Raw genomic sequence first — 17787 nt, forward strand, 5'->3', positions numbered from 1 at the left:
TCTTTCCTATTTGGATTCTGACGGGTCAATATAGTCTGCACCGGCCAGCTCTTCCGGCCAAATACAGATACATTCTCCGTTCTGCCACTGCTGCACCCCTACTGTTGCCAGCTTGTTGACTCCCGTCTCATCAAACGCCACCTGTCCAGGCTGCATAATGCTGTCAAAAGTATTCCCGGAAAGCGCGTCCCGAAGCGCCGTAGTATCGGTTGATCCGGTCAGTTCCAGCCCGCCTGCGATCAACTGTACACAGGCAAAAGCACTTCCCGACTGTTCCGCCATGAAATACCCAAACTTCTCTTCGAACTTTTCCGTTATCTTCACATACTCCGGATTTCCAAGAACCGTGCTGTTTTTATGATTCCAATTTCCATTGGCAATAAGCCCATTGGCAGAATCTCCCAGGGACTCTCCAAAGGACGCCCAGCAGGATACTCCCAGCCAGAGCGGATGGTAATCCATACTGTTCATGGTATCCACCAGAAGCTTATTATCATTGGCATAGCAGGAAGGCAGGATTACCTGCGCCCCGGAGCTCTTCACTGCTGTCACGATAGAAGAAGCATCCGCCAGATTCGGCTGGAAGGATTCGTCATAAACAATCTCCAGCCCCATTTCCTCGGCTTTTTTCCGATAACCCTCTGCCGTAGAAATTCCATTGGATGAATTTTCATAAACAATAGCGACTTTCTTATAGTCATAACCTTTTTCCTCATTCAGCCATTTCAGGAATTTCGGCTGCGACTGTCCCACATCCACCGCGGTGGGAGAAATGGAAAACACATACTGATATCCCTGATTATTGAGCTCTGCCGAGTTACTATAAGTTACAATGGGAATCTGCGCTTTTTCCAAAACCGGAAGCGCCGGAAGTGTCAGTGCGCTCGTCCCGCATCCCACGACTGCTACCACATTTTCGCCGGATATAGCCCGTTCGACCACATTTTTAGACTGATCGGCGTCACTGGTCGTATCCAGAATCTCCAAATTGATCTTTGCACCCCCCAGAGACTGGATTCCTCCGTTTTCATTGATCACTTCTGCCGCAAGTTTTGCCCCGTCCTGTGCCATGCGGCCTGCATCTGCAACGGAACCGGACAGAGGGATACAGAGGGCAATGGTCACAGGACCGGCAGACTCTACCGGCTTAGTCTCTGCCTTTGTCCCCTCCGCAGCTTTGCTCCCACAGCCCGCAAAAACCAGCGCCATCGCCAGGACCATACACATAACTGCCATTCGTTTTCGATACCTTCTCATATTCTTCCTCCTTTTATACTTTTATCATCAGCCGTTATCGGCCTGATTTCAGCTTTCTTATAAATTCCTCTGATATTCTCGCCTGCTCGGCGCTCGCTTCTGCCAGCTCCTTTGCCACCTGCGCAAAAGACTTTCCGCCTGCTTCCCGTCCTGTGGGAATGGTCGTTTTACATTCTGCCCCGTCTAACCCCCTGACCGCCTCCAGAAGATACTTTGTCTCTTCATCGGGAATGGCAATAAAGCCATATTTATCCGCGTGGACAAACATGCCGGGCTCGATGACCGTACCGTACATCTCCACTGCCGTGCCAAACCGGACGGGACAGGAGTAGGCATGGCCCACGCCCAAGCGTTTCGCCAGCATTTTAAAACCTCCGTAAGCCCCCTCGTCCACATCTCTGACATATCCGTCGGTAATTCCGCCGGAACAGCCCAGCGCCCGGTAGGCATTTCCCGTCACTTCTCCGAAGATGGAGCCCTTGCTGTCCGGTGCCTCCAAGTCTTTGGCGATCAAGATCTTTGGACCGGGAATTCCCGCCAGATATTCATACAGATCGCCAAAAGGATTCTTTCTGGAAAGTCTTTCCGCCTTGTCTCCGCACACATATTCCACAGTCACGGCAAATCCGGTCATAGGTCCCATCTGTGGTGTGAAATCGGTGATCTCTCCCCAGCTGCAGTTACACTCCAGCCTGTCCCTCTCAGCAACAGCCTCCCATCCGTTATAAATGGTCGGCGTATTGAAGCGCCGAAGTTCTAAAATATCCGCATGTGACAAATAATGTGCACCCATATTCTTCTCCTCCTTTAATCCAGATACTTGCCATATCCGGAAACATCCAGGCCTTTATCCTCCGCTGTTTTCTTCATATCCGTCAGTACCTTATAAGGGACAGGAACTCCGTTTTTTACGCTGTCCGCCTCATATGCTGCTTCAATTTCACCGGGATATTTCGCCGTCTGAAAACCTTCTTTTACAGGAAGTGCATGAAGATAGTCAATGTAATCGTCCACGTCCTTTCTGTAATCATCCGCATCTGTAAAAGCATCCAGCCGCATCGCCATGAAACAGTGGCTTGTCTTCGGCATATCTTTTGTCAGTCCGCCAAATTTTTGATGGAACTCGCCGCCTGCCAGCGCAGACGTCAGCATTTCCATAATGACGCCCAGACCGAAACCTTTATGACCGCCAAAGGGCATCATGATATATTCGTTGATGTCAAATTTGTCAGGATCTGTAGTCACGGCTCCGTCCGGACCCATCCATGCCCCATCCGGCAGCGGCCTGCCAAGGCGCTTGTACTCCCAGATCTTTCCCTGTGCCATATGTCCTACGGAAATATCCAGGCACATGTTGGCATATTTTCCGGCGGGAACCGCAAATGAAAACGGATTGCTTCCAATCCCCCGCCCGGTTCCTCCAACCGCGGCAACAATGGGAATCGCATTTGTCGCCGTAAACCCGATCAAGTCCTTATCCTGGGACAAAAGGCAGGACCACAGACCTGCCGCCCCGTAATGGTTGCTTCCTCTCACCGCCGTAAAGGCGATCCCATTTTCCCGGGCTTTCTTTTTGGTCAGTTCCACTGCTTTATAACTGACTACCGCACCCAGGCCGTTATTGCCTTCCAGGACCGTGGAAAAAGCTGTCTCCTTTACCACATCCAGTTTTGTCACCGGAGAGAAGACTCCCTCCTCCAGCTGCTCCACGTAGCTGGGAATCCTCACAAGGCCGTGGCTCTTTATCCCCCGCATATCCGCATAGACCAGAGATCTGGACAGTGCTGCCGCATCTTCCCCATTCATACCGCAGGCCCCGAATATTCCTGCGCTAAGCCCAGTTAATTCCTCTTCCCCAATCCTCAGTATCCGCTCCGCATCCATGATTGCCCTCCTTTAGCCTATAGTGCCTGAAAATTTTCAATAAGGTATCTTTTTCCCCAAACCCGCCTGCTTTCGTGACCGCCAGAAGACGTCTTCCTTCAAAATCCAATTCCGACTGCACCACACCGGGAAGAATCTCTTTCTGTGGTTTAATGCGGAATCCATCCATGCCGGATACAATTCCGTAAAGGGTGTCCCCCCCAAAGACTGCTATGGCCTCCAATTTCGTTTCCCTCAAAAGCTTCGCCACCATGTGGCCGACGTTTCCTGCAATCCTCAGATGCTCTCTGTTCTCTTCCCTCTCTTCTTTTCTAATATCAGGAAGCTCTGTTTCATTTGACAGTTTGATGATAAGACTTCCTGCCTCCCGGAGGACCCGTTCCCATTCCCGCATATCTCTGGCACCGCAGACCGTCTCAAAATATCCCGGTGTTTTTTTCTGTTCCTTTGTAAGAGTCACACTGGGAATCCCTGCCTGTTCCGCCTGGTACAGCTGCTCAAAAGAAGCTTTATTCAGGCTGCCGCATACGACCAGGAGCTCATCTGTCCCTCTGTCTCCTCCCAGCTCCTCCACATGGAATCTTATAATCTGTGGAAGTTTCGCGGCAAAACCGGCATTTCCCGCCAATAGAAGCTGTTCCTTTCCCTGACGTCTGATCTGCTTCGCGATCCGTCCCAATTCTTCATCGGTCTGAGCATCGATGATGGCTGCCATTCCTCTCCCTTCCCGAAAGATCTGTTCAATATCCTCCGGGCCGGCCAGCATTGTCGGAATCTCCGACTGCCGGCTGATAATGACAGGTATGCTGCTTTCCTCCACAGGAGTAAAAGGATCTTCTGCAAATTCTGTCATACCGACAGGCACTTCGCCGATGTATTGGATCCCGTTTCGGGTGAATCTCCCCTGAGCAGGAAATGCCGGAATAAAAAGGAGCGGCGTATCCTCAAAGCCGCTTCCGTCCCTGACGGCCTCCAGCTCACTGCCCACATTCCCCCTCATGGTGGAATCCACTTTTTTATATATGTAATGAATCCCGTTTTTCACGGCCAATTCCGTCACTCTCCGGACGGCCCGGTATGCTTTTTCTGCTTCGATATGGCGGCTCTCTGTGTCCACCACAAGAACCTCCACATCCTCATCAAATTCTCCGAAACACCCGGGAAGGCCATTTTCAAGCACCACCAAAGTCGAGATTCCAAATTTTGAGAATTGTACGCCGGTATCCATCGCACCCGTAAAATCGTCGGCTATTACCAATAATTCAATCAATCAGACGCACCTCTGCTTTCACGGAATCAACAGCATTTTCCCCGGGGCTCCGCCCTTCAATGCCGCAAACGCCTCCTCGTAATCCTTCAGGTCAAAAACACCGCCTATGATCTTCTTTACATCAAACCGGCCGCTCTTTATCAGCGCCTCACAGTCATACCATGTTTGATACATCAGCCTGCCCGTGACACCGTTCACCTTCGCTTCCTTATAAATGACAGCATCGTTGATATCCAGGCTGACAGGACCGTTTGCAAGCCCTACAAAGGTGAAACGTCCGCCTTTTCTCAGCGCCTCAAAACCACCCTGGATCGCCCGCTCGTTTCCAGTGTAGTCCACCACCACATCCACACCGCGGCCTCCGGTCAGTTTCATGACTGACGCCTTTAAATCCTGCTCCCTTGTATTGATGGTATGATCTGCTCCCAGTTTTTTCGCTTCTTCCATCTTTCTGTCAATGACATCGGCGGCGATGACCAGGCTGGCTCCTGACGCTTTAGCTGCGCCCACAGCACAAAGGCCGATGGGTCCGCATCCCAGGATAAGGGCTGTCTTTCCGCCGATCTCCCCGGACAAAACGCCGTGGACTCCCACTCCCATTGGTTCCAGAAGCGCTCCCGTCTCGTAATCCATAGAATCGTCCAGCCGCCACAGGCAGTCTTTATGTACAGGGATATATTCTGCAAAAGCCCCCGGAGCCTGAACGCCGATGATCTTCATATTCTCACAGATGTGCTGATTCCCCGTTCTGCACTGGACACAGTGTCCGCAGGGAATATGCGTTTCACCGGCCACCCTGTCGCCAATGGCATATCCGCTCACCTGGCTGCCAAGACTGACGATCTCCCCGGCAAATTCATGGCCGAATACCATCGGCAGCTTCAGCCTTTCCTGCGCATAAGCCGTCCAGTCATAAATATGCATGTCCGTACCGCAGATTGCCGCAGCATGTACCTTCACCAGCACTTCATTTTCCGCAATTTCCGGCACTGGTATATTTTCACAACAGTACGCTCCCGGTTTCTCTTCTGTCTTCAATAATGCCCGCATTTTCACCCTCCCATCCGATCGCTTTATGTGATCCGCATAATTTTTCGTGTATTTCTGATTCAAATTATACATTTTATGGAATTCCCTGGCAATGGTATAAAACGCGATTTTTGTTCTATTTTAGAACATTTTTATAACTTCCAATATTTTCCATATTTATTTTTAAACCATTATATGAATTTTTATCTCATTTTGTTTTGTATTGAAACATATTTAAACACAGCGCAATTCACTTGGGACGTTTTTACATCACAGGATGCAGTATCCTTATATATAAAAAAGAAGCCTGCTTTCAGGCTTCTCCGTACCTTCCTTTAGGAAAGCATAGTTTTCATATCCATTATAACCGGCGAACCGAAATCGAGGCAGCCGCCGGGATATCCAATCCTTTTCTGAAATCAGGAAAATGGCGAATATCATAGCGGTGCGGCGGGTAAAAAACCGGCAGAACGATTCCAAAAAGTATTTCGTATTATACAATCTGATATTTTTCTTTTATGGCCTCTTTGACCTCCCCGAAGGTTTTAGGTGCGGCCTGTCCCTGGTGATGCTCTCCGATGTGCTTCTCCATCCAGACCATGTTATACCACCGGTCAAATTTATACCCGCACTGCCGAAACTCCCCTGCCAGACGATATCCCAGATGCTCGTGGAACTCGACACTGTTCCTGGTCAGATACTCATCCTCTTCCTGCGGATAAGCAATACAGGCGTTCATGTTCAGAATCCCCTGCTCCTTCAGAATCTGTTCAAGCGCATGGTGCAGTTTGCCTCCGGTCCCTTTGTGTTTTTTCTCCTGGTCCACATAGATTGAGGTTTCCACCGCCCAGTCATACGCCGTCCGATCTTTGAAACATTCCACATACGCGTATCCCAGAGGTTCCCCATTCTGCTCCGCCACCAGATATGGATACTTTTTTAAAACATGTCGGATCCTCTCCGCAAATTCTTCCACAGTCGGAATATCATATTCAAAAGTTATGGCGGTACGTTCCACATAGGGGGCATATATTTTTAATAGTTTTTCCGCATCCTCTATTTTCGCGATTCGAATCTCCACACCTTGATCTCCCATATTTTCTATCTCACTTTCTCATTCAATGAACACCCTTTTTCCAGTTCAGCGTCAGCCCAAGAAATATGACCATGTGCTCTCCAAAGAGATGATGCAGTTCATCAATCTTCTCTAGGATTCCATGGGAAATTCCCTTTCCACGTATAAATGGCTGAACGCCTGTCTACTCCAATATGCTCTCGCCCATTTCATCCAAAAGCTCATTGGTGTCCAGAACCGACAGACCTTTATTGACGGCAAATATCAGGACCGCGTCCCGCCGCACCCTTGCATACAGCCCATTCAGCCCGGCCAGCTGCAGGGCCTTCTGCACTTCCTTCGCCGTCATCTTCATCGCGATGCAAAGTGCGAGCAGTTTATCGCGGCCCGCTCCCCTCGTTCCGGAAAAAATCTGATACCCATAATTCCGCTGCAGTCCTGACGCCTGAATCACGCTGCTTTTTTCCAGTCCCTTCTCCGCGAGCGTTTTTTCCAAATAACCAGACAAAGAACCTTCCGGTTTTTTGGTATGATCCTCTACATATTTTTCCAAAGCACGCTCACTTGTTACATCTCCCAGTATTTTCAGCAATTCATCCGTTGTTTTCCTGTCCATGCCGCCTCCTGCCAGAAAAGAATTTCTTATTTTACAATAATATAGTATAATTTGTCTAAAAGAGCAAGTGAAAAACACGGAGGACACGGATGGACATCAAGTCTGAATGTATTTTATCCATGTATAAAGAACTGGTCCCGCTTTCCGGGAACCCGAATATATATCTGGTCCAGAACCAGACCGACGGGCATTTTTACGTAAGGAAAGTGCTGTCCGAATACAATCCCGAAGTCTATTACAGACTTAAGGAGCATCCGGTTCCGGGAGTGCCCGTCATCTATGAAATATGCCGGGAAAAAGAGAAGCTGGTGCTGGTCGAAGAATATATCCACGGAGAAAATCTGGCAGATATCCTTAAATATCATGCTTTCACGGAGGGAGAAATCATCCGTACAGCTATGTCTCTCTGCCGGATTCTGGACAGGCTCCATGGCAGTCAGCCGCCCATCATCCATCGGGATGTCAAACCGTCCAACATTATGATCACTCCAGACCACGCGCTCTACCTGATCGACTTTAATATCTCCCGCGAATTCCGTTCGGACAAGGATAAAGATACCCGGATCATGGGAACCGTCTCCTATGCCGCTCCCGAACAATTCGGGTTCTCCCAGAGCGACGGAAGGACAGACCTATATGCCTTGGGGGTGCTGATGAAAGAGATGATGGGTAATCGTCCCTCTTCTCCCCGCCTGTCCCGTATCATTGAAAAGTGTATGAGCATTGACCCAGATAACCGCTATCCATCTGCCTCTTCCCTGCTCCGTGCACTTAACTTCGTCTCTCCTGCCGCTCGCCTGCAGGAAGAGACTGCCGAAAGAATACCCGGCCGCTCCTGGGCCCCTCCAGGTTTCCGCTCTGGCATTGTATGGAAAATGCTCCTGTCTGCATGCGGCTATTTGTTCCTCCTGTATATCTGCTGTACCATCGTTTATACAAAAGATGGGATTCCCTCCAGCGGTCTTCCGCTCATCACCGACCGGATCTGCACGGGTATTTCTCTGTTTTTCCTGGTATTCCTGATTGGAAACTACAGAGGAATCGCTGCGTATTTTCCTCCGTGCGGAAGTCCGCGATGGTATCTTCGGGCCGTCGGTTATATCCTGTATGGATTTCTTGTGCTCCTGGCAGAAGTCCTGGTTTCCTCCATCATCCTTTATCTTTTCTAGTGAGATTCACATTCGGCAGCCTGTATGCTCGGCGCATACCAAAAGTCTCCCTGCTTACGGTAAAATAAGGTCAGAACTTTAATTACAAGGGAGGAAATTTCATGAAAACATCCAGGCTCGTTATCGGCATTCTTTCCATCGTCCTGGCCGTCATCGTACTCTTTCAGTCCTGCGCGGTGGGAATCGGAAACGCGCTGCAGGCAAATGAAGAAGTCAGCGGGACCGCCGGACTTATGGTAGCTGTTATCTTACTGATAGCAGGCATCGTCGGCATTGTCACAAGAAACGGCGGCAAAGGTCCTTTCGCAGCCGGCGCATTCTATGCGCTGGGCGGAATCCTGGGGCTTACAAATGCCGGCTCTTATGGCGATCTGATCCTTTGGTCTGTCGTCTGTTTTTTGTTCGCCGCAGTATTCATCATCGGAAATCTCATAAAGAAAAAAAGCTGATATTCTTTTCCAAAGTCAGCAGAAATGCCGGTTCTCCCCATGAGAACCGGCATTTCTATTTCATTTCTTCTATTCTCTTCTGTTCATTCTTCTTTTCCCTGAAAAAGTCTTGCAAATCTTCACCACGACGCCGCTGAGTGCCAGCAGCGCCAATGCATTAGGAATCACCATGAGGCCATTAAAGAAATCGGCCAGAGACCAGACTAATTTCACCTTCAGAGTTGATCCAACGATAATGAAGATTACAACCAGAAGGGAATACACCTTAGCCGCTTTTTTTCCAAACAGATATTTGGCATTGATCTCTCCAAAAAAATGCCAGCCCAGTATCGTAGAAAATGCAAAAAACAAGAGACAGACAGCCACGAAAATATCACCGAGGCTTCCGAATCCGGCAGAGAACGCCGCCTGTGTCAGCGCAGTCCCTTCCTTTCCACTTCCCAGAACGCCTGAAGTGAGAATAGACAGCACCGTCAGATTCAAGATTACAAACGTATCAATAAATACGCTGATCATCGCAGTCAAACCTTGCTCATGGGGATTCTTGGCTGTCGCGCGGGCATGGGCATGAGGAGTGGACCCCATACCTGCTTCATTGGAAAAGAGACCTCTCGCCACGCCAAAACGGACCGCTTCTCTCACCGTAATTCCGGCGCCCGCCCCCAAAACCGCCTGGGGGCTGAAGGCTCCCGTAAAGATCATTTTAAACGCTGCCGGCACCTGACTGACATTCATGAGAATCAGCGCAAGGCTTCCCAGGATATAAATGCCCGCCATGAACGGAACGATCTTCTCCACCACTGCCGCCAGTCTGGAGGTTCCCCCGATAAAAATAAAAGCGGCCAGTCCTGCCAGTGCCACGCCTATGGCAATGGGAGGAATATTGATGTTCCTCGCGGCAAACACTTCGGAAAAAGCCGCGCCTATGGAGTTGGACTGGACCATATTTCCCATAAAGCCCAGAGCGAGAATGATGAACACAGCAAACAGAGCGGCCAGAAATTTTCCCAGCTTTCCTTTAAACGCTACTTTTATGTAATAGATGGGACCTCCGGTCACCTCTCCGTCCACTGTGGTCTTGTATTCCTGCGCCAGCGATGCCTCCGCGTAAATAGTAGCCATGCCGAAAAACGCCGATAGCCACATCCAGAAGATCGCGCCCGGACCGCCGCCGATCAAAGCCGTGGCCGCGCCGGCCAGGTTCCCGGTGCCCACCTGAGCTGCAATCGCCGTAGCCAGCGACTGGAACGGAGTCATTTCCCCCTTCTTACCTTTTTTTCCTTTGAAACTGAAGTGGCCGAAAACCAACCGGCAGCCCTCCCCGAACTTTCTTATCTGAATAAACTTAAGCCGGATGGTAAAAAAAACGCCGGTACCGCACAGAATCAGAATCAGCAGCACATTCCACAAGAAATCATTGGCCTTATCAACAATCGGTAACATATTTTCCCCTCACTTATTCTGTCTTACTTTTCTATATAATAAAAGAAGAGCCGATATCTTATCAGCCCTCCAAAGAGTAGAACATTGCCTTTTCTCATAACATATGAAATATGCCCTGTCCGTTTGCCTGAGAGATAGACAGCCCCGCCGGAACGGTCCTGGCTGTTGTACACCTTCGGCGCTTTCCTGCACATGCTTTCAGCCGGCGGAAAGACTCTCCAGAGTGTCGCATAAAGTCGACTTTATAAAAATAGCATAAACACATGGAAAATGCAAGCATAAAATACTGTCCTGTCAAAACGCTAAAAAGACGCCCAAGCGATCTGAGCGCCTTTCCTCCGCTGACGGCATACGCCGCGGATTTTTTCATCATAACAAGTAATCGTTTGGAATCATTTTATCAGAACAGCAATGATGTCATGAAAAGAATTTAAAGATTTGATATATTACTCTTTAGACCTCGCCATCGTACATAAACATCACCAGTCTCTGTACATCTTCAGGCTCATGGGCGATAAGCTCCATTTCACCGATTGTCGCATCTGCAAACACACTGGAAAGAGCTACGTACTGCGTAAGCTTTGATTTCAGATTAAGCCGGTCGCCTTCGTCTGTCACCAGTTCCACTTTGCCTTTGCACTCGTCGATCACCTTGAAAAATTTCTCAACGTCTTTGACATTTTTGATCTTCATTCTAATATCTCCTTTCTTTTTTATAAGAGCCGCCGATAGAATTTCTATCTGTTTCTCTATTTTGGCCCCATCATAGCACATCGGCCATTATTTGTAAATAAGTTCTGTCATTTTCTACCATTCTCCCAGAATGAACATAAAATACCCGGTAAACTTTCGTAATTTATTACATGGTAGTCCGACCATTCCCTCGGGAACAATCGTTGATATTCACTATAAAGAAACCTGTCATCCAGCAGTAAAATGATGCCTTCGTCCGTATCCGTACGGATCACCCGCCCGGCTGCCTGCAGAACTTTGTTCATTCCCGGATATCGATAAGCGTAGGCAAAGCCGTCCTTGCCCCGCTTTTCATACCAGCTTTTCAGGATTTCCCTCTCCGTACAAATCTGCGCCAATCCGGTTCCCACGATGATCACTCCGATCAGCTTTTCTCCCTTCAGGTCAATACCCTCCGAAAAGACGCCGCCCATGACACAAAATGCCGCTAAAGAGTGTTCTCTGTCCCGGCTGAATTCCGCCAGAAACGATTCCCTGTCCTGTTCTGTCATATGGCTGGCCTGAAGGATAATATCCGGACCGTCTGTCTGTACCGGTCCTGCTTCCATTCCTGAAAGCTCCCCTGCAAGCCCATTATCCTGTGCCGCCTGATATACGCCGTGCATGTAAGCATAGGAAGGGAAATACACCAGGTAATTCCCTTTCTTCTGCCTCACTGCAGTCAATACATAATCCAGCACTTTTAAGTATTCCCGGCTGTTTCTCCTTTTATACCGGCTGCTCACATCCTTCCCAATAGCGAGAAGGCGCTTGGAAGCGTCAAATGGCGACGGCGCATAGACCGCATATTCCTCCGTGCTCCCACAGAGCAGCTCTTTATAATACTGGACCGGCAGAAGTGTCGCTGAAAAAAAGACCGTGCTGTTTCCCTTCTCCAAACAAAGCGAAAGATTCTCCGCCGGGTTCACACAGAGAAGCTTAAGAAGAAAGGATTCCCGGCTCACATGCTCTGTATAGACACAGTAGGAATCATCCAGCCTGTCATACATATTGAGAAAATGGCGGACCGCCAGATAAAGGTTCCCAAACTCCTCATTTCCGTCCATCACGCGGAACTCTTCCTGAAACTTTTCCATCTCGCTGAACGCGCCGGTGAGTGCCAGCACAAACTGGTCAATGGAATCCCGCACCATGGGCTCATCGCTCTCCCGCTTCATTTCCAGGAGCAGCTTATTGCATCTAGAGAGCTTTCTCTCCAGGCGCCGGCTGTGAGGCTTCACCAGATTTCTGACGGCCAGAAACGATTCCTTATACAAAGAAGCGCTGTACATTTCCCTGGCCCGTTCCACCAGGTTGTGCGCTTCATCCACCAGAAAAAGATAATCTCCTCCCATCCCTTCACCAAAATACCGCTTCAGCTGAACGTTTGGGTCAAATACATAATTATAATCGCATATGATCACATCCAGCCAGACGCTCAAATCCAGAGAAAACTCGTGCGGGCACACCTGATACCGTTCGGACCAAGCGAGGATGTCTTCTCTCCCGGCCGTCTCCTTTTGATGAATATAGTCGAAAACAGCTTCATTCACCCGGTCATAATGTCCCTTTGCATATGGACAGGCCTCAGGATTGCACTCTGCCTTTCCCCCTTCAGACACCAGGGGACAGAGCTTTTCTTTTGCTGTAAGAGTAATGGAGGACGCACGAAGGCCGTTTTCCCGCAGAATCTCCATCGCCTCCTCCGCAACTGTTCTGGTGATCGTCTTTGCCGTCAGGTAAAAAACCTTGTCCCCCAGCCCCTCTCCCGCAGCCTTGACTGCAGGAAACAGAACGGACATGGTCTTTCCAATACCCGTTGGCGCCTGGATGAACAGAGGCTTTCCTCTCTGGATGGCCCGGTATGTGGAAACAGCCAGCTCTCTTTGTCCCTGTCTGTAAGGAAACGGAAAATCCAGCCCGCGGATTGATACGTTCCTCATTTGACGGTGATGATACTGATACCTTCCCCAGTTGGCATATTCCTCCAGAAGATGATGCACATATCTCTCTATCTCCGAAAAATCCAGAACCTCCCGGAATCTTCGTATCTCCTCCGTCTCCAGATGACAGTAAGTCAGCTGTACCCCGGCGCGCGGCTCTTCCTTCCCTGCCTTCCCTTCTCCTTCCGATCCTTCTGCCTCTTTCTCCCGGGAGAGCAAAGCCATATAGGCATAACAGAGCGCCTGGGCCCGATGGACAGGCACAGGCTCCTCCAGTTTTTCAATATCCCAATAGACCCCTTTTATCTCATCTACATTCAGGATCCCATCCTTTTCAAAAATGCCGTCGGCGCGTCCTTCCAGGCTGATGACGATATCTTCCATCTCAAAATCCGCCTTAAGTGCTGCCTCCGCCTTGTATCCGATTCCCATCCTGCTCTGGATCTTTCTGTGAATCTTCGCGCCCGCCGCCATGGCATCCAGGTCCTTCTTTCCCTTCCGCCGGTTGTCGATATCGCCGTCTCTCAGCAGAAACTCCACCAGGTTTCTGACAGAAATCCGTATTTTATTTTCCTCCAGCCTGGCCATGACGCTGCCTCCCTCCGGACCGATCTTTACCCCTGCAAACATTTGTTCTCAATAAGCTATTATAGCATGGTACTGCGTCAATTACTACGGTCCAAAATACTTTTTGAAATTATTTCCGGCAGTCAGCGGCAAGGCGTTTTCACAACCTGCCGTGTCCTTTCAGGATAAAAATGCAGCGGCACTATAAATACTGCTTTCTACCAGATATTTATTCACACAAAAAAGTTTTATATCACCGATACCCAAGCGAGGCCATCGAGTACGGCAGACACAGCAGAAGTCTGCCGCGGTATACCTTTCCCAAAAGCATTCCAGAATTAATACAGGCATTTACAGCATAAATCAAACGTTCAATTCAAGTTGTATATTCACACGTTCATACTCCATATTGTCAATAGGTACTTCTTTAAAGCCAGCCTTAGCATATAAATGCATGGCTGCGGATAAAACGGTATTTGAAACAATCATCAGCTTTTCAGCGCCATGCTCTTTCGCATAGTCTATACATGCCTTTAATACCGCAGAACCAGCTCCTTTTCCCATATGGTGTTCATCCGTGGCAAGTTTACATATTTCCCATATTCGCCCCTCTCTTGGTACTACCATACAAGCTGCGATTGCTCTATCCTGCTCCACGGCAAAATATACTGCCGCACCTTTTGCAAGGAAATCTTCTACATCGTTCAGCATCTCAACATCTTGAGGCTCTACTTTAAAATACTTTTTTATCCACAGCAAATTCAGCCTTACAAAATCTTTCTTATAATTTTCCTGATAAGATATGATTTTCATTTTGTCCCACTCCCTATTGTGCAAATTTATTTGTTTCATTTGATTTACCCCTTTACAGCTAAGGCTTTGAACAATATAATAGAATAAAAAGGACATTATATTGTCAACGATATAATGATACAACTTGTTCAATATATTGTCAATAGGCAGGAGGACAAAAACTTGCATACAATGAATCAGATCGTGGCCCACAATATAAAGTCGTTACGAGAAAAGAACAAATTAAGTATAGATGAACTTTCAAAACTAAGCGGTGTCAGTAAGAGTATGTTGGCACAGATTGAACGGGGGGATGGTAATCCTACAGTTTCCACATTATGGAAGATTTCTAACGGCATGAAAGTTCCCTTTGATGCTTTGACGGTACGCCAAAAATCTCCTTATGAAATTGTAAAACTGTCCGAAATACAGCCATTGCTGGAAGATGAAGGAAAAGTTAAAAATTATTCTCTTTTCCCTGATGACGAAAACCGCAGATTTGCCGTATATTATTTGGAGCTGGCTCCCGGAAGTTATTGGAAATCCGAACCACATCTGCGGGGAACCATTGAGTTTATTACTGTTTTCTGCGGCAAACTCGAAATACAATCCGACGATAAAACCTTCATTGTAACTAAGGATGACAGCATTCGGTTTAAAGGAGATACCATACATTCTTATCGAAATGTTGGAAGTGAAAAGATTTCATTACATATGATTTTATATAATCCATGATGAATTTTTAGAATAACGATACTAAATACTTTTTGGAATCATTCTATTAGTTCTAGTCGAGAAATCAGCAGAAGTTCCGGGCCGTCACGATTTCGGTTCGCTGGCGATGCAGTGGCCGCCCCAATGGCTTTCACAACAAACTGGAGCTTATTTCGGAGCGGGAAGAGGAGCAAGAGGAACGTTCCGATTCCATCGGAAGGGGAGCGGATTTCCTCCTGTCTTCTCTGGCTGTAAAGATGAATTTGTTTAAATGATATTCAAAGGCAGCGAATAAAAAACCGCCGCCGGTTCTGCCCGGCAGCGGTTCTCCTCGTCCTGCTTTTTCGTTCTTCGTCATCTTCGTTCATATCTACGTCATATCTTTCGAAACAAACCGTCAGCACAGGGCAAAACGGTCCAGCAGATGCTCCCATTTCGCATCCTTTCCGCTGTACTCTACAGTCAAGGGCTGACCAAAATCCAGGCTCATCACGCCCAAAATGGATTTTGCATCTACAACCATCCGGTTATAGTATACGTCGATGTCAAAATTGCATTTACCCGCGGTAGACACCAAGGCCTTCGCGTCCTCAACTTTTGATATCTTTATCTGCCTCTTGTTCATCACTAACATCCTTTCCGCAAATATAAAACACTAACAATATGGGCAATAACACTTGTCATTTTGTTATCACACTGATGTTGAATAGTGTTATATCATTACTTTATGCGGTTGTCAAGCGGTTTTTTACTCAGTCCTGCTCCGGGTGGAAGGTACAGGTGGCCTTTACCGCGGCTTCCCAACCCGCATACAGACGCCGTCTCTTCTCTTCTGTAATGCCGGGGCGGAATATCTGATCGACCTGATAATTCTGGATGACCTCGTCCTTGCTGTTCCAAAATCCAACAGCTAAGCCGGCCAGACAGGCCGCTCCGAGCGCCGTCACCTCATTCACGGCCGGACGCTCCACCGGCACATCCAGGAGATCACTTTGGAACTGCATCAGCAGATTGTTCGCCACAGCCCCACCGTCCACTTTCAACTCTGTCAGCCGGATTCCGCTGTCTCTGGACATGGCATCTATAATGTCCTTTGTCTGATAAGCCAGGGATTCCAGTGTCGCGCGGACGAAATGCGCCTTTGTCGTGCCCCTCGTTATCCCGAAAATCGCACCCCTCGCTTTGTCATCCCAGTAGGGAGCTCCCAGTCCTACAAATGCGGGCACTACGTAAAGCCCTCCCGCGTCCTCGGCTCCCTTCGCCACCTCCTCGCTCTCCGGAGCCGTATGTATCATCTCCAGTCCGTCCCTGAGCCATTGAATGGCGCTGCCTGCCACAAAGATACTTCCTTCCAGCGCATACTCCACCCGTCCTCCCACGCCCCAGGCAATGGTAGTCAGCATCCCATGCTCTGACCGAATGGGCTTTTCCCCTGTATTCATCAACATAAAACAGCCCGTGCCATAAGTGTTTTTCGCCATTCCCGGCTGGAAACATGCATGGCCGAAAAGAGCTGCCTGCTGATCCCCGGCAATGCCGGCGATCGGCACCTCACAGTTGAAAAAGTGAGTTGGCGCCGTCTTAGTATATACATGGGAGGACGGCCTCACCTGAGGCAGCATGGCCTCCGGCACGTCCATCATAGCCAGCAGTTCCCTGTCCCATTTTAGTTCGTGGATGTTATAGAGCAGAGTCCTGGAAGCATTGGAATAGTCGGTGATATGGGCCGCCCCGCCCGACAGATTCCATACCAGCCACGTATCGATGGTGCCAAAGAGCAGTTCTCCTCTCTCTGCCCGTTCTCTCGCTCCTTCCACATGGTCCAGGATCCATTTGATCTTGGTACCGGAAAAATATGGATCGATCAAAAGCCCTGTTTTATTTCGTATGATTTCTTCCATCCCCCGCTGCCGGAGTTCATCGCATATGTCCACTGTCTGGCGGGACTGCCATACAACGGCGTGGTAAATGGGAATCCCTGTGTATTTATCCCAAACGACCGCTGTCTCTCTCTGATTCGTAATTCCAATGGCCTCCACCTGTTCCGGTCCGATGCCCGACGACATCAGTGCCTCCGTCATTACAGCCTGCACACTCAGCCATATTTCCGTAGCGTCATGCTCCACCCAGCCGGCTTTTGGAAAGAACTGTGTGAATTCCTTCTGGACATTTGCTACAATCCTGGTATGCCTGTCAAAAAGTATGGCTCTGCTGCTGGTCGTCCCCTGGTCGATCGCCATAATATACCGCTCCATAAATTACTCCTCCCATGTATCTTTATTCTCTGAGAATTCTTCTGCCGCTTTCCTGTTGGAAATGGTAACGGCACAGGCTCCGTTCTGAAAGCAGGCTTCTATCTCCTCCGGTCTCCGTATGAGTCCCCCGCACATGAGCGGCACCTTGGTCCGTTCCCGGATATAATCAAGAATCCCACAGGCAATGCCCGGAAGCACTTCCACGTAATCCGGCTCCAAAGTATTACAGAGCCCGATTCCCCGCTCCAGAGACCTGGTGTCAATTAAAAACAGCCGAAGGATCGCCAGACATTTATTTTTCTTGGCCGTCTCCAGCACTTTTGGGCGCGTGGAAATGATTCCGTCAGCCCCCAGCTTCTGACAGGCGTACTCACATCCGTATTCATCCGTGGAGATTCCCCGCAGAAGGTCCAGATGAAACATGATCTTCTTTCCCTGCCTGTGGGCCGCTTTCACCATGCCGGACAAAAGGGCGACATGAAATTCCATCAAAACTCCCCAGGTGAACCTGCTGTCCAGAAAGCCTTCAAACTCCTTCATGGTGGAAATGGCCAGCACCACCTGCCCGTTCCAGTCCTCATTTTTCTTCATG

General features: G+C 48.9%; 17 protein-coding genes and 1 riboswitch. Of the genes, 3 read left to right on the forward strand and 14 right to left on the reverse strand.

All coding sequences use genetic code 11. The features are described from left to right. Positions 1 to 6: 6 nt before the first annotated feature. The 7 genes from LQE92_RS10095 to LQE92_RS10125 all read right to left on the reverse strand — a co-directional run bounded on the left by LQE92_RS10095 (position 7) and on the right by LQE92_RS10125 (position 7131). The gene (locus LQE92_RS10095; protein ID WP_231062844.1) at positions 7 to 1257 is read right to left on the reverse strand and encodes an ABC transporter substrate-binding protein; all 1251 of its coding nucleotides are present in this window, start codon (positions 1255 to 1257) and stop codon (positions 7 to 9) included. 34 nt (positions 1258 to 1291) lie between these two features. Beyond that, positions 1292 to 2050: an RraA family protein gene (locus LQE92_RS10100; protein ID WP_231062845.1), complete on the reverse strand. Its 759-nt coding sequence runs from the start codon at positions 2048 to 2050 to the stop codon at positions 1292 to 1294. A gap of 14 nt (positions 2051 to 2064) precedes the next feature. Continuing rightward, positions 2065 to 3141 (reverse strand): Ldh family oxidoreductase, encoded by a 1077-nt coding sequence (locus LQE92_RS10105; protein WP_231062846.1) that lies wholly within the window; start codon positions 3139 to 3141, stop codon positions 2065 to 2067. Next, entirely contained in the window at positions 3089 to 4411 is a 1323-nt protein-coding gene (locus LQE92_RS10110) for a four-carbon acid sugar kinase family protein (RefSeq protein WP_231062847.1), read from the reverse strand. Before LQE92_RS10110 ends, LQE92_RS10105 begins: the two co-directional genes overlap by 53 nt. Positions 4412 to 4429: 18 nt before the next feature. Further along, on the reverse strand, positions 4430 to 5461 hold the full coding sequence (gene tdh / locus LQE92_RS10115; protein ID WP_231062848.1) for an L-threonine 3-dehydrogenase: 1032 nt from the start codon (positions 5459 to 5461) through the stop codon (positions 4430 to 4432). A 472-nt stretch (positions 5462 to 5933) separates the two neighbouring features. Next, positions 5934 to 6536, reverse strand: a complete 603-nt coding sequence (locus tag LQE92_RS10120; protein WP_231062849.1) for a GNAT family N-acetyltransferase — start codon at positions 6534 to 6536, stop codon at positions 5934 to 5936. 163 nt (positions 6537 to 6699) lie between these two features. Further along, positions 6700 to 7131, reverse strand: coding sequence for an XRE family transcriptional regulator (locus tag LQE92_RS10125; protein ID WP_231062850.1), 432 nt, complete (start codon positions 7129 to 7131; stop codon positions 6700 to 6702). 89 nt (positions 7132 to 7220) lie between these two features. On the opposite strand from LQE92_RS10125, the gene LQE92_RS10130 reads away from it, so the two are divergent. Further along, the gene (locus LQE92_RS10130; protein ID WP_231062851.1) at positions 7221 to 8300 is read left to right on the forward strand and encodes a serine/threonine protein kinase; all 1080 of its coding nucleotides are present in this window, start codon (positions 7221 to 7223) and stop codon (positions 8298 to 8300) included. Between the two features lie 101 nt (positions 8301 to 8401). Continuing rightward, entirely contained in the window at positions 8402 to 8749 is a 348-nt protein-coding gene (locus tag LQE92_RS10135; RefSeq protein WP_231062852.1) for a hypothetical protein, read from the forward strand. Between the two features lie 69 nt (positions 8750 to 8818). On the opposite strand, the gene LQE92_RS10140 is transcribed toward LQE92_RS10135, so the two are convergent. The 4 genes from LQE92_RS10140 to LQE92_RS10155 all read right to left on the reverse strand — a co-directional run bounded on the left by LQE92_RS10140 (position 8819) and on the right by LQE92_RS10155 (position 14286). Beyond that, the gene (locus LQE92_RS10140; protein ID WP_231062853.1) at positions 8819 to 10192 is read right to left on the reverse strand and encodes an alanine/glycine:cation symporter family protein; all 1374 of its coding nucleotides are present in this window, start codon (positions 10190 to 10192) and stop codon (positions 8819 to 8821) included. Positions 10193 to 10297: 105 nt separating this feature from the next. Next, positions 10298 to 10424, reverse strand: a riboswitch (glycine riboswitch). Between the two features lie 221 nt (positions 10425 to 10645). After that, positions 10646 to 10885: a polya polymerase gene (locus LQE92_RS10145; RefSeq protein ID WP_147596824.1), complete on the reverse strand. Its 240-nt coding sequence runs from the start codon at positions 10883 to 10885 to the stop codon at positions 10646 to 10648. 107 nt (positions 10886 to 10992) lie between these two features. After that, on the reverse strand, positions 10993 to 13455 hold the full coding sequence (locus LQE92_RS10150) for an ATP-dependent DNA helicase (RefSeq protein WP_231062854.1): 2463 nt from the start codon (positions 13453 to 13455) through the stop codon (positions 10993 to 10995). A gap of 342 nt (positions 13456 to 13797) precedes the next feature. Further along, a complete protein-coding gene (locus tag LQE92_RS10155) occupies positions 13798 to 14286 on the reverse strand; it encodes a GNAT family N-acetyltransferase (protein ID WP_231062855.1) in 489 nt (162 codons plus the stop codon). 132 nt (positions 14287 to 14418) lie between these two features. Here LQE92_RS10155 and LQE92_RS10160 point away from each other — a divergent pair, with 132 nt between their 5' ends. After that, positions 14419 to 14961 carry a helix-turn-helix domain-containing protein gene (locus tag LQE92_RS10160; protein ID WP_231062905.1) on the forward strand — a complete coding sequence of 181 codons (543 nt, stop codon included), beginning with the start codon at positions 14419 to 14421 and terminating at the stop codon, positions 14959 to 14961. 376 nt (positions 14962 to 15337) lie between these two features. Here the strand turns inward: LQE92_RS10160 and LQE92_RS10165 are convergent, their stop codons facing one another. From LQE92_RS10165 to LQE92_RS10175, 3 genes are all read right to left on the reverse strand, one after another. Next, the gene (locus LQE92_RS10165; RefSeq protein WP_147596817.1) at positions 15338 to 15565 is read right to left on the reverse strand and encodes an HPr family phosphocarrier protein; all 228 of its coding nucleotides are present in this window, start codon (positions 15563 to 15565) and stop codon (positions 15338 to 15340) included. A 127-nt stretch (positions 15566 to 15692) separates the two neighbouring features. Then, the gene (gene glpK / locus LQE92_RS10170) at positions 15693 to 17195 is read right to left on the reverse strand and encodes a glycerol kinase GlpK (protein WP_231062856.1); all 1503 of its coding nucleotides are present in this window, start codon (positions 17193 to 17195) and stop codon (positions 15693 to 15695) included. Positions 17196 to 17198: 3 nt separating this feature from the next. Next, a complete protein-coding gene (locus LQE92_RS10175) occupies positions 17199 to 17786 on the reverse strand; it encodes a glycerol-3-phosphate responsive antiterminator (RefSeq protein WP_231062857.1) in 588 nt (195 codons plus the stop codon). Between the last annotated feature and the right edge of the window lies 1 nt (position 17787).

Origin of the sequence: Lientehia hominis, assembly GCF_021044755.1 — a bacterium.
Classification (GTDB): domain Bacteria; phylum Bacillota; class Clostridia; order Lachnospirales; family Lachnospiraceae; genus Lientehia; species Lientehia hominis.